Annotated in this window: 13 protein-coding genes and 3 pseudogenes; 6 read left to right on the plus strand and 10 right to left on the minus strand. The window is 59.9% G+C overall.

What is annotated here, in order from left to right:
• Positions 1-129: 129 nt before the first annotated feature.
• Positions 130-1,508, minus strand: a pseudogene (locus JCM25156_RS20690) (ethanolamine ammonia-lyase subunit EutB).
• Positions 1,509-1,732: 224 nt separating this feature from the next.
• Here JCM25156_RS20690 and qhpR point away from each other — a divergent pair.
• Positions 1,733-2,739, plus strand: a pseudogene (qhpR, locus tag JCM25156_RS32785) (AraC-like transcriptional regulator QhpR).
• Between the two features lie 45 nt (positions 2,740-2,784).
• Here qhpR and JCM25156_RS01920 read toward each other — a convergent pair.
• Complete coding sequence (locus JCM25156_RS01920; RefSeq protein ID WP_025811869.1) at positions 2,785-3,486, minus strand: pirin family protein; 702 nt, start codon at positions 3,484-3,486, stop codon at positions 2,785-2,787.
• A gap of 194 nt (positions 3,487-3,680) precedes the next feature.
• On the opposite strand from JCM25156_RS01920, the gene JCM25156_RS01925 reads away from it, so the two are divergent.
• A complete protein-coding gene (locus JCM25156_RS01925) occupies positions 3,681-4,601 on the plus strand; it encodes a LysR family transcriptional regulator (RefSeq protein ID WP_025811871.1) in 921 nt (306 codons plus the stop codon).
• A gap of 175 nt (positions 4,602-4,776) precedes the next feature.
• On the opposite strand, the gene wrbA is transcribed toward JCM25156_RS01925, so the two are convergent.
• The gene (gene wrbA / locus JCM25156_RS01930; protein WP_025811873.1) at positions 4,777-5,373 is read right to left on the minus strand and encodes an NAD(P)H:quinone oxidoreductase; all 597 of its coding nucleotides are present in this window, start codon (positions 5,371-5,373) and stop codon (positions 4,777-4,779) included.
• Between the two features lie 521 nt (positions 5,374-5,894).
• Between wrbA and JCM25156_RS29280 the strand changes: the two genes are divergently transcribed.
• A complete protein-coding gene (locus JCM25156_RS29280) occupies positions 5,895-6,056 on the plus strand; it encodes a hypothetical protein (RefSeq protein WP_159104949.1) in 162 nt (53 codons plus the stop codon).
• 239 nt (positions 6,057-6,295) lie between these two features.
• On the opposite strand, the gene cowN is transcribed toward JCM25156_RS29280, so the two are convergent.
• The 6 genes and pseudogenes from cowN to JCM25156_RS20705 all read right to left on the minus strand — a co-directional run bounded on the left by cowN (position 6,296) and on the right by JCM25156_RS20705 (position 10,565).
• A complete protein-coding gene (cowN, locus tag JCM25156_RS01940) occupies positions 6,296-6,571 on the minus strand; it encodes a N(2)-fixation sustaining protein CowN (RefSeq protein WP_025811875.1) in 276 nt (91 codons plus the stop codon).
• Between the two features lie 88 nt (positions 6,572-6,659).
• A complete protein-coding gene (locus JCM25156_RS01945; protein ID WP_025811877.1) occupies positions 6,660-7,349 on the minus strand; it encodes a Crp/Fnr family transcriptional regulator in 690 nt (229 codons plus the stop codon).
• 39 nt (positions 7,350-7,388) lie between these two features.
• Positions 7,389-8,300 (minus strand): isopenicillin N synthase family dioxygenase, encoded by a 912-nt coding sequence (locus tag JCM25156_RS01950; protein WP_025811879.1) that lies wholly within the window; start codon positions 8,298-8,300, stop codon positions 7,389-7,391.
• Positions 8,290-9,147 (minus strand): AraC family transcriptional regulator, encoded by an 858-nt coding sequence (locus JCM25156_RS26945; protein WP_025811880.1) that lies wholly within the window; start codon positions 9,145-9,147, stop codon positions 8,290-8,292. Before JCM25156_RS26945 ends, JCM25156_RS01950 begins: the two co-directional genes overlap by 11 nt.
• Before the next feature lie 246 nt (positions 9,148-9,393).
• Positions 9,394-10,224: an FTR1 family iron permease gene (locus JCM25156_RS01960; protein WP_025811882.1), complete on the minus strand. Its 831-nt coding sequence runs from the start codon at positions 10,222-10,224 to the stop codon at positions 9,394-9,396.
• A gap of 1 nt (position 10,225) precedes the next feature.
• A pseudogene (locus JCM25156_RS20705) lies at positions 10,226-10,565 on the minus strand (cupredoxin domain-containing protein).
• Positions 10,566-10,697: 132 nt separating this feature from the next.
• On the opposite strand from JCM25156_RS20705, the gene JCM25156_RS29730 reads away from it, so the two are divergent.
• Positions 10,698-10,856, plus strand: coding sequence for a hypothetical protein (locus tag JCM25156_RS29730; protein WP_183480520.1), 159 nt, complete (start codon positions 10,698-10,700; stop codon positions 10,854-10,856).
• A 136-nt stretch (positions 10,857-10,992) separates the two neighbouring features.
• Here JCM25156_RS29730 and hmpA read toward each other — a convergent pair whose 3' ends face one another.
• Positions 10,993-12,204: an NO-inducible flavohemoprotein gene (gene hmpA, locus JCM25156_RS01975; RefSeq protein WP_025811884.1), complete on the minus strand. Its 1,212-nt coding sequence runs from the start codon at positions 12,202-12,204 to the stop codon at positions 10,993-10,995.
• A gap of 80 nt (positions 12,205-12,284) precedes the next feature.
• Between hmpA and JCM25156_RS01980 the strand changes: the two genes are divergently transcribed.
• Both JCM25156_RS01980 and JCM25156_RS27525 read left to right on the plus strand, forming a co-directional pair.
• Complete coding sequence (locus JCM25156_RS01980; RefSeq protein ID WP_025811886.1) at positions 12,285-12,719, plus strand: RrF2 family transcriptional regulator; 435 nt, start codon at positions 12,285-12,287, stop codon at positions 12,717-12,719.
• 232 nt (positions 12,720-12,951) lie between these two features.
• Positions 12,952-13,407 carry a DUF1493 family protein gene (locus JCM25156_RS27525; RefSeq protein ID WP_084296401.1) on the plus strand — a complete coding sequence of 152 codons (456 nt, stop codon included), beginning with the start codon at positions 12,952-12,954 and terminating at the stop codon, positions 13,405-13,407.
• Positions 13,408-14,348 lie beyond the last annotated feature (941 nt).

Below are 14,348 nucleotides of genomic sequence, written 5' to 3' on the forward strand. Positions count from 1 at the left end.
AGCACGTCGCGCGTGCGCTGCGCGGTGCCGCTACGCCCGATGCCGATGCGCGCGCGCGTGAGGTGGCGCAGTTCGCTCCAGGCGTCATCCGGCGGGACGGGGCTGGGGGTGGGTTTTTTCGTATCCATGTCAGGCGATCAACTGGCCAAGGCGGGTCTGCCCCGGTGCGAGTTCGCGCATCTGCCGGACTTCGCGTCATACAGCCCCATCCGTTCCAGCCACGCGGCGAATTCGGGCGCGGGGTCAAGCCGGAGCATGCGGCGCAGCGTCATGATGTCATGAAACGACAGGCTCTGGTAATTGAGCATGATGTCATCCGCGCCCGGCACCCCGATCAGGAACGAAATCCCGGCGACACCCAGCAGCACCATGAGGTTGTCCATGTCATCCTGATCGGCTTCGGCATGATTGGTGTAACAGGCGTCACACCCCATGGGCACACCAAGCAGCTTGGCGCAGAAATGGTCCTCCAGCGCGGCGCGGGTGATCTGCTTGCCGTCATACAGGTATTCCGGCCCGATAAAGCCGACCACGGTATTGACCAGCAGCGGCTCGAACGCACGCGCCACGGCGTAGGCGCGGGTTTCAACCGTCTGCTGGTCCAGTCCATGATGCGCGCCAGCGGACAGGGCCGCCCCCTGCCCGGTTTCAAAATACATCACGTTATTGCCGATGGTGCCGCGATGCAGGCCCCGGGCGGCCTCATGCGCTTCCTTCAGGATGGCGAGGCTGATGCCAAAGCCTCATTCGCCTTCTGCGTTCCGGCTATAGACTGGAACACCAGATCCACCGCCGCGCCCCTGTTCATCATCTCGATCGTGTTGGTCACGTGGGTCAGCACGCAGGTCTGGGTGGGAATTTCATAGCGGCGGCGGGCGTGATCGAGCATGTCGAGCAACGCCATGCCGGTGGCCACATTGTCCGTAGCCGGATTGATGCCGATGACGGCATCCCCCATCCCGTACAGCAGGCCATCAAGGGTGGAGGCGGCGATGCCCCTGAGGTCATCGGTCGGGTGATTGGGCTGCAACCGCGAGGCCAGGCACCCGGCAAGGCCGATCGTATTGCGGAAACGGGTAATGACGCGAATTCGGGCGGAAACCGACATCAGATCCTGATTGCGCATGATCTTGCTGACCGCCGCCGCCATTTCCGGCGTAATTCCCGGCGCCACCGCCGCCAGTGTCGGCCCGTCCGCCGCGTGCGAGAGCAGCCAGTCACGGAAATCGCCCACGGTCATGTGCGAAATCGGGCAAAGGCCGCCCTGTCATGCTGTCAATGATCAGGCGCGTGACCTCGTCCTCCTCATACGGCACGAGCGCCGTGTGGAGGAAGGTTTCAAGCGGCACATCCGCCAGCGCATGCCGCGCGGCGATACGCTGCACATCCGACGTGGCCCCCAGCCCCGCCAGCACATCACCCGAACGCGGTGGAGAGGCGACGGCCAGCAGGGTCGCAAGATCAGGGAAGCTGTATGTTTCCCCGCAGAACGTGGCGTGAAATCCCATGGAACGGTATCCGGATAATGGGTCGGCCCTGTCATGACCCGGGCATGACGGGGGCCGGGAAATCATTCGTTATCGTAATAATAACCATAGCGAAGTGATGGTGACTTGACCGGGCGGGACAAAGTTTTAACAATTTCGCACAATCCGTCTTATCGGATATAGGCAGGGACAGACTGCCAAGCGGAGCATTCATGGTTCATGCATCAAGACCGGGTGGCGCCGCCATGGTGCTGGCCGCCGCCGCCCATGGCGTTGAACAGTTCATTACCCGCAGCGGGGGCGATATCGACCGCATTGCCGGGCGGGCCGGGCTTTCAACGCGGCAGTTCGCCCTGCCCACCGAAAAGCTGGATCTCAGCGCCTATTGCCGCCTGTTCAGCGAAGCGGCGATCGACACACATGATGGCAATATCGGCCTGCGCTTTGGCCAGCAGTTCCGCCCCGACATGCTTGGCTGATCGGGTACGTGGCGCTTCTTTCCCCCACGCTGGGGGATGCCGTGGCGAATCTGGCTTCGCATTTCGGGTATCATCAGGCCCATACCCGCACCCGGCTGGTGCGCCAGAACGGGCTGCTGCATCTTGAATACGCCATCGAGGATCCCCGGATCACCCAGCGGCGGCATGATGCGGAACTGACCATGGGCATGTTCTGCAACGTCCTGCGTCACGCCATGGGGCCGGACTGGGCGCCGGAGGAAATCCATTTCGCCCATGCCCGCCCCGAACAGGCCCATGAACATGCCGATGCGTTCCAGGCCCCCGTGCGCTTTGAGCAGACGACCAACGCGCTCGTATTCCGGGAGGAAGGCACGGACATTCCCATGCCGAATGCAGACCCGTCGCTGCTGAAGGTCGTGCGGTCCTCGCTCATTTCGCTGGCGGGGGCGGAACAGGACACGCCCGCCAGCAGCCCGTTACGCGGGGAACTGGCGGGGCACATCCGCGGCGCGCTGGCGGTCGGTCACATCGAATTCGTGGATATTGCCCGCCGTATGGGCCTGCCGCCATGGACGCTCCAGCGCCGGCTGGCGCAGGAAAACCTGACCTATTCCGCCATACTGGAGGAAACACGCCATGCCGAGGCCCTGCGCTACCTGAGCAGCACCAGCCATGACATAAGCGAGATCGCCATGGCGCTGGCCTATACGGAAACAAGCGCGTTCAGCCGCGCCTTTCGCAAATGGAGCGGCCAGTCCCCCCGCGCCTACCGGAAGCAGAACATGAAATAAGGGGAACATCGACGTGTGATCGCGATGTTCCCCTTCGTTGTGGCTTCAGGCTACCGTATCAACCAGAACCACTTCCGCATCCGCAAGCGCGCGCACCGAAAGTTCCCCGGTGGCGGAAATGGCCGCGCCATCCCGTTCCCTGACGGTCTGGCCTTCAATCTCCACGGCCCCTTTCGCCACGACCAGATAACCCAGCCTTTCCATGCCAAGGTGATACGTGGCGGTCTCCCCCTTCCCGATCGTCGCCCCCAGAACACGGGCGTCGGCATGGATCGGAAGGGCGTCACCATCATCCGGCCGCCCCGAGGCCAGAACCACGAACTGCCCGGCCCGCTCCGCCTTGGGAAAGGCGCGCGTGCCCCATGACGGGGCATGCCCCGCGCGGTCGGGCAGGATCCAGATCTGGAACAGCCGCGTGGCCACGTTCTCGCGGTTGTATTCGCTATGGCGGATGCCGGTCCCGGCCGACATGACCTGAACATCCCCCGCTTCGGTCCGGCCCGTGTTCCCGAGACTGTCCTGATGCGTGATCGCGCCTTCGCGGATATAGGTGATGATTTCCATGTTCCGGTGCGGATGGGCGCCAAAGCCGGTGCCCGGCGCGATCATATCATCATTCCATACACGCAGCGCGCCCCAGTTCATGCGTGCGGGGTCGTGATAGTCCGCGAATGAGAAATGATGGCGCGCATCAAGCCAGCCGTGATCCGCATGGCCCAGACGATCAAAAGGACGGATTTCAATCATGATACCTGCTCCTGTTCCGTAATCCTGTTTCTGGTCGCCAGATTACCGCCGAGCCCAATGTGCCGTATATGGAAATCATGGAAAGCCATGGTTTCCGTTTTTAATACCTTTCATCCCGTCTCATGGGGACGACAGGAAATGGGTGGATAAGCTATGGAAATTATCGGGTTGAATCATTTCTCGGGATAACATTCATGAGACTGCCGGATTTCGAGGCATGGGCAATTTTCGCCAAGGTTGCGGAGCTAGGCTCCTTCGCCCGCGCGGCGGAGGATATCCAGCTTTCCAAACCCACGGTTTCAAAGGCGGTCAGCCGCCTGGAACAGGCGCTGGGGGTTTCCCTTTTCAATCGCAATTCCCGCCATATGTCACTGACCGAGACAGGGCGGCTCCTGCTGGGCCATGCCAACAGGATCCTGACAGAAGCCGAAACCGCCGAGACACAGGCCCGGGGCGAGACGCAGCGCCCATCAGGATTGATCCGGGTTACGGCGCCCATGACATTCGGCATGCGGCATCTGGCCCCGCTACTGCCTGAATTTCTGGTCCGTTACCCCGAAATCGACATTGACATTGATTTTAGCGACGCCGTGGTCGATCTGGTGGCGCAGGGCTATGACGTGGCGCTGCGCATTGCGGCACTGGCGGATTCAGCACTGCGCGCGCGCCGCCTGTGCCCCGTCCGTCTCGTGCTGGTGGCCAGCCCGCATTATTGCGAACGGATTGGACGACCGGCCCACCCCCGGGATCTGGAGGGCAAAAAGAGCTTTGTCTATACCAACACATCAGCGCCCGGCATGATCCGGCTGCGGCAGGAAAAAACCGGCAAGGAATTCGTCCTGTCCCAGACATCGCGTTTCCGGGCCGACAATGCGCAGGCTTTCCTGCCAGCCCTTCAGGCCGGGCTGGGCTTCGGGCTGTTCCCCGAGTTCATGGTGGGAGACGGCCTGCGGTCAGGGCTGTTCGAACGCCTGTTGCCGGAATGGGAAGCGCCCGCCGTGGCGCTCTATCTGGTTACGGCGGGAAGTCCGTTGCGCCCGATGCGGGTCAGCGCGTTTCTGGATTATCTGGTCGGGGCGTTCGAGCATCCCCCATGGACAGGCCGGGAGAACTGACAGCCTGCCCGGGATCTGTCTGGTTGATAAAACATAACAAAAGTTTCTGGGGCCGCCTTCTTTCACAAAAAGGCGGCGTTTCCTGCAGCTTTCGGGAAAAAAGCTTCACCAAGAAACTTCCTTATGTCTGCGGACCATGGATACGCCCCCGCAACAGTATCCGGGGGCGTGTGGGTCAGGCCAGTTTCCGGGTCAGGTCCGCCACATGCTGGCCCAGGAATTTCGCGCCCGCAAGCTCGGTCTCGCTGGGCTGGCGGGAACCATCCCCACCGGCGATGGTGGTTGCGCCATAGGGTGAACCGCCCGTGACCTCGTCCACCCTAAGCTGCCCCTGAAAGCTATAGGGCAGGCCGCTGATAACCATGCCATGATGCAGCAGGTTCGACATGAGGGAGTACAGCGTCGTCTCCTGCCCGCCATGCTGGGATCCGGTGGAGGTGAACACCGCCCCGACCTTGCCCACAAGCGCGCCCTTCAGCCACATGCCGCCCGTCTGGTCCCAGAAATTCGCCATCTGCGCGGGCAGACGTCCAAACCGGGTGGGCGCACCGACGATGATCGCATCATATTCCGGCAGTTCACGGGTCGTGGCGATGGGGGCGGCCTGCGCGGTCTTGAAGTGATGCGCGGTCGCGACCTCCTCGGGCACCAGTTCGGGCACCCGTTTCACATCGGCTTCCAGCCCCGCCGCGCGCACGCCGTCCGCCACGGCGTAGGCCATCGTTTCCACATGACCGTAGGAGGAATAGTAAAGAACAAGAACTTTTGCCATTGTCATGATCTTTCCGGGGTGTGAACGGTTTTGTAAAATACCCCGATCCCCATGACCATAAGTGCTGAACGGAAAGTGGATACGCCAAATTTGGAAACCTTGAATTTCCCGCAGCGTGGGTGAGCGCTCTCCGGCTTCGAAAAAAATAATGGGCGAAACCGGATGGCCGCTCCCCTGCCCGTTTGTTCGTTTACGGACGTAATGTGCGACAATCCCGCGCCTGCTTCGGCCCATTCACGACATTTTCCGCCATGGAGCGCATGGAATTCTGGCCGGGATAAAGCCTGCAATCCGGTCTTTATGGCGGATATTCCCCCTTCCCCGGCACAACGCTGGCTGATGATGGCATGACAGGCCCGGCGGCCCCTGCATAAATCGTTCCATTATAAATGCCGTGCGCACACGGCAGTCATGTAACGCCCGACGTTGACACAAACCAGTATAAGGACACTATTCATCACGAGTTAGTACTTGTATTTCATGTATTATCTTGTATTTTCATAAACGTAATGAGGTAAGCCATGTCTAAATGGACAGGTCTGTGGCGCGTACGTGGCCACGATGGCAAGGATAACCGTATTGTCGTGCTCAACGGGGAAAGGGAAGATGAAATCGATGAAAAAGATTACATCATGAACAAGTTCGAACCGCCTGTTGAAGACCTGGAATGGCGGAAAAAGTAATATAGCGCCTGAACGGATGACATGGTTTTTCAAGGGCCTGAACAGGACCGCCATGTCACCCGTGTCAATATTGATTGCCGGTGGTGAAATAGCCAGTTCCGGCCAATGGTGCGTGTACGGATTTTATAAAACATTCAGGAGCCATGGGCAGCTTTACGCCCACCCAAGGAATCTCCTGTAAATCAAGGACGTTTCTGAAAAAAGGCAGCCCCCGAAAACTTTTATTTCTCAGCAGTTTCTTACATACACAGGACCTCAAGCTCCTCCAGTTTGGCCAGCGTCGCGTCATCATCCAGATCTTCGAGAATATCCTTCAGCGTCGGCAGGAAATTGTGCAGGACCCGCAGGTCATCCAACCCCTGATAATGGGCGATGACGCGCTGTTTCAGGAAGTATTCCCAGAACGGGCTGGTCTTCGTATCGAAATGCGGTTGCAGCAGCCCGAAGACTTCGGCAGTCCTGCGTTCCCATTCAACATTCCTGAAACTGACATATCGATCAATCTGTTCGGACATCTCCACTCACCCTGGTTTTCCTGAGCCGGGTCAGGAATGTGAAACGCCACGCGCATGCTGTCTGTCAGATGCCCGACATAATGGCGGGTCAGTTCAACGCCGTCGCGTCTCCACTGGTCCAGCTCTTCAGCAGCGCGACGTCTCCCAGGCGAAGATAACCCCGGCCCGCGCGTGAAAACGCGCCCTCGCGTATCATGGCGTTGAATTCGGTCGAGACCGTCTGCCGCGTCGTGCCCAGAAGCATGGCCATTTCCTCCATGCCAAGTGTCAGCGGCACGACCGCTCCCCGCTGCGGCCCGACACCGGCCTGCGCCGCGCAGCGCAGCACATAACGGGCAATCCGCCCCCTGGCATGATGGAAGGCCAGATCCTCCAGCAAGGTGAGGGTCTGGCCCAGAACCCGCGCGAGACCATGGATCAGTGCGTGCTGGAGCGCCGGGTGGTGCGCCGATATCCGCTCGATGGCGGTGCGGCGGGCCATGAATAGCTGCGTGAACTCGCTCGCCTCCATCTGCAGGCGGGTATGGGTGCTGAACATGTCGCCCCGCCGGAGGTAGGCAAGGCTCAGTTCCCGATCGAAGGCCAGCAGGAAGGCACGCAGGCGTCCTGTCCTGACAATGAAGATGTAGTCCGTATCGTCAGGGTTGGTCAGGAGTTGCCCCCGGTCGAACGCCACCATCTGAAAGGCCGCCCGGAGCGGCCTTGCGTCCTCCCCCTCCAGAAGCTCCAGAATGGAGCCGGTCCATGAACATGCGGTGGCGTCATTTACGGCATTCAAGCAAATCCCATGCCATCACCGCCCCGCCACCGTCATCCTTCAGGCCGCGTGGCCGTATGTCGCCGCCAGCCGTTCGCGCAGGTAATCGGCCCCGGTAATGGGCGGGTAATGCGGTGTGTCGCCAGGATTCGTGGTGATCGGCGCGACAATCGCATCGGCGTCCGGATCCAGGAAGAAGGCGACGGAATAGCGTTCGCTGGCGGGTTGCAGCACCCGGTGCGGGGTCGAGACATAGACGTCATTGCTCCACCGCATCAGGCAGTCCCCGATATTGCACACAAACGCGCCCGGTATCATCGGGGCGTCAATCCAGTCGCCCCCGCGCGGGCGCACCTGAAGCCCGGCAACGCCATCCACCGCCAGAATGGTCACATTGCCATAATCCGTATGCGCCCCGGCACCCGGCGCGTCATCATGGGCATGGGGTTCCGCCGCGCCGTAACGCAGCAGCCGCAGGGTCGCCATGGGATGGCGGAATTTATCGGCGAAGAAATCCTCCGCCACGCCCAGATCAAGCGCGAAGGCACGGTGCAGCGCGGCCCCGACCGTCTGGCAGGCGGCGAAGTAACCCAGCATGAGATCCCGCCACCCCGGTATGTCGGGCCACGCATTGGCGGGCTCGCCAGCCGCTTCCCGGCCTATGTTGAAGGCTTCCTTGCGGTCGGGGAGTGCGGCGGTGTCCAGCCGCTCCACGCCCAGGCCGACATAGCCGCGATTGTTCCCCACCCTGCTGCGCGCGATACGTTCCTTTTCCGCATCCGGCAGGGCGAACAGCGCGCGCGAGGCATCGAACACGTTACGCAGCAGCGAGGGGTCGACCCCATGGCCGGTAATGTAGAAAAACCCGGTCTCGCGGCAGGCGCGGCCAAGGGCGGCCGCGATTTCCTTATGGTCCGCGTGGTTTCCTTCCCTCAGGCGCGTAATGTCAATAACCGGAATGTCATGAGACATAGGACTGATCCCTGCTGTTGGCGGAAGATGTTTCGTTCAGTGTGCGGATTCCCTTCCCCGTTTCCACGGATCCCGGCTGATGCGTGCCGCGTTGCCGCAGGTCGCGCGGGCACAGTCCGGTCATGCGCCGCACCAGGCGAGAAAGATGGAAAGGCGAGCTGTAACCACACAGTTCGGCAATGGTCGCCAGTGGCATATCCGTGCGCAGGATCATGCGGATGGCCGCCTGCGTGCGCACATCCCACACATGGCGCATGGGGGTCGTGCCAAAATACCGGCGGAAGGACGCCACCAGATGGGGCGGCGTCACCCCCCAGACCGCCGCCAGGCGCGGCAGGTCCAGTGGTTCGAAATAATGCGCCTCGACATAGGCGCGCACTTTCCCCAGCCCTTCGGGCACGAGGGGATTGTCTTCCCGCCCGGTTTCAAACCGCCAGGCGGCGAACAGCGCCTCCCCCAGCGCGTTGCGCAGGAGATCGGCCTCGGGCGAGCGGACAAGGCCACATCCCAGCCCCTCACGGAACAGGGTCCGCATGCGTGATGACGCGGGCATGCATTCCGCGATCATGCCACCGCTTGGGGGGGGACCGGCCAGAAGCGGCGTTTCGCACCAGCGCACATGGCTGCCCGGTGCGTAGAACGAGGCCCGTCCCTCCCAGTTCACGAACAGGCCGCATTCCCCGGCCTCAAGCCCATGCTCGCGCCCGTCGATGAGCGTGTGCATGGATCCGGTCTCCAGCAGCAGGATCCACGCGTAAGGCTGGCCGGCAACCCGGAACGCCCCCCCGCGTGGATAGGCGATCTCCCCAAAGGAGAAATTTGCGCCCCTGTTCAGAAACGACAGCATGCTGGCTTCCTTGCACCACCCTCTTACCCGCTACAGATAAGTCCCCCTGCGCGGGGATAAAATGACCGGGCGGCACAAAAACATATCCAGAATTATGCTCCCGTCCCGCGCGGGGACGGATGCACTGCTTGATACGTGGTAAAATCAATACCTGCTGATGGTTTTGTTACGAAGTCCGTCGCGCGGAAAGCCGGGAAAAATCCGGCTTCCGGCATGCCGGGCGCAGCGCCCGGACGAAAGCGCGCATCAGGAAGGATGCACCACTTTGGCGGGGGGGCGATGGCGCACCATATGCCCCATGGCGGTTAGCACGATACAGGTACACACCCATGCAAGTAGCTGGATGCCCGTGGGCCGGTCCGAATAACCGAACAGCGCCTTTGCCGCCCGGCCGACCATGCTGCCATCCGACAGCAGCCACGAGGAATCCCATATGTCGTAGCCCAGCGCGGGCAGCAGGTCGTCACTGGCCAGCAGGGCGGCGGCCTGACTGGCCATGCCCGCCGCAAGGAACGTGACCAGCAGGCCGGTCACGGCAAACAGGCGGTTCAGCGGAATGACAACCAGCCCCCGGTACAGCGCCCAGGACAGCCCCGCCCCGGCCAGAACCCCCAGGACACCGCCAACCAGCATTGGCACCGGCCCGGTCCCGCTGGAGATGGCGATGCCGTAGAGGAACAGCACCACCTCCATCCCCTCCCGCAGGACGGCGACGGCGACGACGACAGCCATGGCGAGCAGCGAACGGCTGCCACTGGCGACGGCGGCCCCGACCGCCTTCATGTCCCGCGCCATTTCGCGGCCATGCCGGGCCATCCAGATAATATGCCAGCTCAGCATCACCACCGCGAGGCACAGGATCACCGCCGAGAACACATCCTGCCCGTTACCGGACAGCGCCTGTGACAGCGCCCCGGCAAACAGCGCGAGAACCCCGGCCCCCAGAACGCCCGCCCCGATACCCCCCGCGATCCAGCGCCCGCGAAAGGGAATGCCCTGCGTCGCCGCCAGCACAATCCCCACGATCAGCCCGGCTTCCATGACTTCACGGAAAACGATCAGCAGACTGCCCAGCATGTCAGGGTGCTTCCGTTACGGTGACGGTGCCGGTGGCACTATCGGTGATAGTCATCAAAGAATTTGTAGGTGCCGGGATGCAGCGGCCCGGCATGGACCGAAATCGTCCCGCCCTGAACAACGATTTTTTCAAATTTCAGGTCATAGCTTTCGAATTCATCAACCGTATCGTCATGATTGACCAGTTCGATGATAAATCGCTGCCCGGCGGGCACCGTGAAATGATCGGGCGTGAAATGATGGTCCTTCACTTCCAGGTGGACCGGCTCCAGGGCATGCGCGGTCGTGGACACAGCCACCAGCGCCGATGCAAGAATGATTTTGGGAAATGAAATGCGCATGGTTCATCCATTGGGTAATATTCACCCAATAATGCGATTGGTTCGCAATGTCAAACCATGTCGGCACATATCCCTGCGCCCCAAACCTTTTCCTGCCTGTGGCGTTGCCACCCGCACAGGAAGGAGGCCGTCATGAACCAGACCTTCACAAGGCTTGTCGTCTGCGCGCTGCTGCTCTCCGTTTCGGGCTGCTACGGGCCGCGCTACCACCACCATGGCTGGCATGGTGGATATGGCCGCCCCCATGGCGGGCCGGGACCATATCGGGATGGACCGGGACGCCGCTGGTAACGCCCCGGATCATCATGCCCGTGCCGCACGGATCGGGCCGCGGTGGCCCCTTCCCCATGCAGTACGGGCTGGCTGACGGTTCCCGGCGGCGGATCCATGAATCCGCCGGGAACCGCCGCCCCTCATATTGCGCGTCTCAGGCCGCCAGTTCGGCATCCGCCGCCGAACCGAAGAACTCGAAGCGAACCGCCTCATCCGGCACACCAGCGGCCCTGAGCACCGCCACCATTTCACGCATGAACGCGTCCGGCCCGCAGATGTAATAGACACTGTCCGGCCGTGCCTGCGCCTTCAGCCATTCGGGGGAGAGACGGCCCGCATGCTGTGTCGTGCCGGTCTGCGCCGCCGTATCGGGCGCGGTTTCACGGCTGTAGAACACATCATGCCGAACCCGCCCGCTTGCCGCCAGCTTGCGGATGTGCCTGCCGAACGCTTCGGTCTGGGGGGTGCGTGTCGCATGCACGTAATGGATGGCCGGGGCGTCTTCACGCTCCATAAGCGTATCCAGCATGGACATGAGCGGCGTCAGGCCCACGCCGGCGCTCAGCAGCATGATCGCGGGTGTCGCCGCCCTGTCCAGCACGAAATCACCAGCGGGCGCGGAAACCTGTAGCTCGGCCCCTTCCCCCACCGTGTCATGCAGCCATTCGGACACGACGCCACCGGGGATCCGCCGCACGCTGATACGGTAGGCGCTGTCATCCGGGGCGGAGGAAATGCTGTAGTTGCGGCGTTGCGATCCATGCACCGGCACATCCAGCCGGAAGCTGAGATACTGCCCCGGCACATGCCGCATGACAGGACGCCCGTCAACCGGCACCAGTTCAAAGGACGTGACCGTTTCACTCTCCTTTACGCGGCGCTGGACGCGGAACGGCCGCCAGCCGACCCACCCACCCGGCGCGGCTTCATGGGCCTGATAGATTTCCTTTTCACGACCGATCAGGATATCGGCCAGGAACCAGTAGGCTTTTCCCCACGCGTCCAGAATTTCCGGTGTCGCGGCATCCCCAAGCACATGGGCGATTGCCCCCAGCAGCGCCTCCGCCACAAAGGGATAGTGTTCGGGCAGGATATTCAGGCCCGCATGCTTTTCGGCAATGCGCTCCACCATTCCGCCCAGCGCGCCCAGGTTATCAATATTCCGGGCATAGGCCAGCACCGCCAGCGCCAGGGCGCGCGGCTGCTCGCCATCCTTCTGGTGGGACATATTGAACAGGTCACGGATATCCGGGTTCGCCAGCAGGCGGCGGTACATTTCCGTCGTAATCGCAACGCCGTGTGCTTCCAGCACGGGCACGCAGGCCTTGATGATGGAACGGGTTGCGTCGTCCAGGGGAGCAGCCATGTTTCACTCCTAAGATGTAAGTTTCGCACATCTTTAAATACCCTCTGGAAAAAGATGTCAAGCCCGCATATCTTCAGGTCATGAGACTGACCCTTCATACCGACTATGCGCTGAGAACATTGATGTATCTGGCGGTTCACACCGACCGCCTGTCCTCAATCCGTGAAATCGCGACCACGTACGGTATTTCGGAAAATCATCTGATGAAGATCATCCACCGGCTGGGTCTTGGCGGTTTCATCGAAACCGTTCGTGGGCGCGGCGGCGGCCTGCGCCTTGCCCGTCCCGCCGACCAGATCCGCATTGGCGATGTCGTGCGCTATACCGAGGAAGACATGGCGCTGGTCGGTTGCCAGCATCCCGCAGGTACAAAGGATAATACGCCGTGCCTTCTGGCGGATGCCTGCCGGTTGCGTGGCGCATTGGGCGAGGCGCTGGGTTCGTTCATGACAGTCCTGAATGGATACACGCTGGCCGATGTCGTAACACCCCATGAGCGCCGGTGCCTGTCCTGACCAACAGGGGCATATCCGTTCATGGACAGCGCGGGGCGTAGTCCATGACCTGAACTGCCCCCTATACGAATATCAGCGTAGAAGCTTTTTTTAATGCTTTAAGGAACGCCGCCTTTTTGAAAAGAGGCGGCACTCAGGAACTTTTACTGCTTTTCAATCAGTTATTTTTGTGATTTATGAATATTATTTAAAGTATAACCACACATCGAAATAAAAATAGGATATTTTTAATATGCACACCCTTTCGGATGATTTCAAAAGCTTTTTAATATCTGAAGAAAGGCTTTCTGAACCCGAACTTCAGCTTTCAACACGTATAGTAGAAGATCTCAGCCTGGATGGATACGATGCTCACTGTTTAATGGTATCATATATTGACACTTTCCATATAAACACAGGAGATTTTGATTTTTGTCGATATTTCCGCCATGAGACACCGCCTTTTCTGGTTTTCCTGATTATACCTGACCTGTTATTCAGGTTGTTCAGATTGCTGGTCTGGCAGTTTCTGCTGGGCAAACCTGCACCCGAACCAACAACGGTTCCGCTCACATTAGCCATGCTTCAACAGGCAATTGATGATGGAAGGTGGGATTCCGCACGCCTTGAATCCCTTGCTGGCACGGAGGTCTACCCCCCGCCGCCCCAAAAGACCGGATGGTTTGCGCGTATCCGCAATGGAAAGTAGCAGGCTACCCTTGATTGCCTTTTTTCCGCATTCCACAAGTTTCCACTGGTGGGAGCAGAGCGCCTGAACGCATGTTTCAGACAAAGGGGGTTCACCACGCCCTGTGTCTGGAAATTCGCGTTATCGCATTTGTGATCGGCGTTCCGGCCAACAGGCTTATTGCGGTCTTCCCCTGCCCTTTTCAATACATGCCACCATCCCCACATCCGCAGTATCGGGGAAACATTCCCCCGAGGTGGAGGTTGCCATGGCTATGGGAACACAGTACCGCTCAAAATCGGATATGATGAACTGGGTTGGAATAGGCATTGTCATGCTGACACTGGCCCTATGGTTATCGTTCATTTTTATATGAACAGACTGTCCGGATACTTCCCGCACGCCCCAAAACAAGCGTTGATGGAGTTCTGCCATGTGGATGTACTCACGACGCCAGCATAATAATGCTGGCGCATCACAGACCGGGCGACTTGACCGATGGGACATTATTGCCCCCGCGCTTCTGGCCGCCGCCTTCGCGCTGTCAACCGCGCTGATCTTCTTTGGATGAGAGCAGTCATGAATGGAGGCCCGGAATGATACCGGGCCTCCATTTCAGTAAGAGGTTGTTGGAAACAACTGGTTGATAGAAAATAATAAAAGTTTTTGTGTGCCGCCTTTTCTCAAAAAATGCACCGTTTCCTGAAGCTTTTTGAAAAAAGCTTCACCAAAACTTTCTTATGATTTGTAGAATATTTCATGGACAGGATTTCTAATCCGCCTTCCTTTTTCATTATACAAACAATAAAAATATTCTTTTAATTTAAAAATATTATATAAATAAATCCAAATAAAATCATAATATCATTTACATCTTCTCCCCCGCATTGCGGGCCACAACGGCATTGGCCTCCCGAATGGCGCGGCTTCATCGCCCGTTCGTTCCAGACATTCATTGGCAA

This window comes from Komagataeibacter kakiaceti JCM 25156, from assembly GCF_000613305.1.

What these genes read in the sequence shown, in the direction of transcription:
- JCM25156_RS01920 (WP_025811869.1), bottom strand. Translation starts at nt 3,486, where the DNA reads ATGATTGAAATCCGTCCTTTTGATCGTCTGGGCCATGCGGATCACGGC.
- JCM25156_RS01925 (WP_025811871.1), top strand. Translation starts at nt 3,681, where the DNA reads ATGAGACTGCCGGATTTCGAGGCATGGGCAATTTTCGCCAAGGTTGCG.
- wrbA (WP_025811873.1), bottom strand. Translation starts at nt 5,373, where the DNA reads ATGGCAAAAGTTCTTGTTCTTTACTATTCCTCCTACGGTCATGTGGAA.
- JCM25156_RS29280 (WP_159104949.1), top strand. Translation starts at nt 5,895, where the DNA reads ATGTCTAAATGGACAGGTCTGTGGCGCGTACGTGGCCACGATGGCAAG.
- cowN (WP_025811875.1), bottom strand. Translation starts at nt 6,571, where the DNA reads ATGTCCGAACAGATTGATCGATATGTCAGTTTCAGGAATGTTGAATGG.
- JCM25156_RS01950 (WP_025811879.1), bottom strand. Translation starts at nt 8,300, where the DNA reads ATGTCTCATGACATTCCGGTTATTGACATTACGCGCCTGAGGGAAGGA.
- JCM25156_RS26945 (WP_025811880.1), bottom strand. Translation starts at nt 9,147, where the DNA reads ATGCTGTCGTTTCTGAACAGGGGCGCAAATTTCTCCTTTGGGGAGATC.
- JCM25156_RS01960 (WP_025811882.1), bottom strand. Translation starts at nt 10,224, where the DNA reads ATGCTGGGCAGTCTGCTGATCGTTTTCCGTGAAGTCATGGAAGCCGGG.
- JCM25156_RS29730 (WP_183480520.1), top strand. Translation starts at nt 10,698, where the DNA reads ATGAACCAGACCTTCACAAGGCTTGTCGTCTGCGCGCTGCTGCTCTCC.
- hmpA (WP_025811884.1), bottom strand. Translation starts at nt 12,204, where the DNA reads ATGGCTGCTCCCCTGGACGACGCAACCCGTTCCATCATCAAGGCCTGC.
- JCM25156_RS01980 (WP_025811886.1), top strand. Translation starts at nt 12,285, where the DNA reads ATGAGACTGACCCTTCATACCGACTATGCGCTGAGAACATTGATGTAT.
- JCM25156_RS27525 (WP_084296401.1), top strand. Translation starts at nt 12,952, where the DNA reads ATGCACACCCTTTCGGATGATTTCAAAAGCTTTTTAATATCTGAAGAA.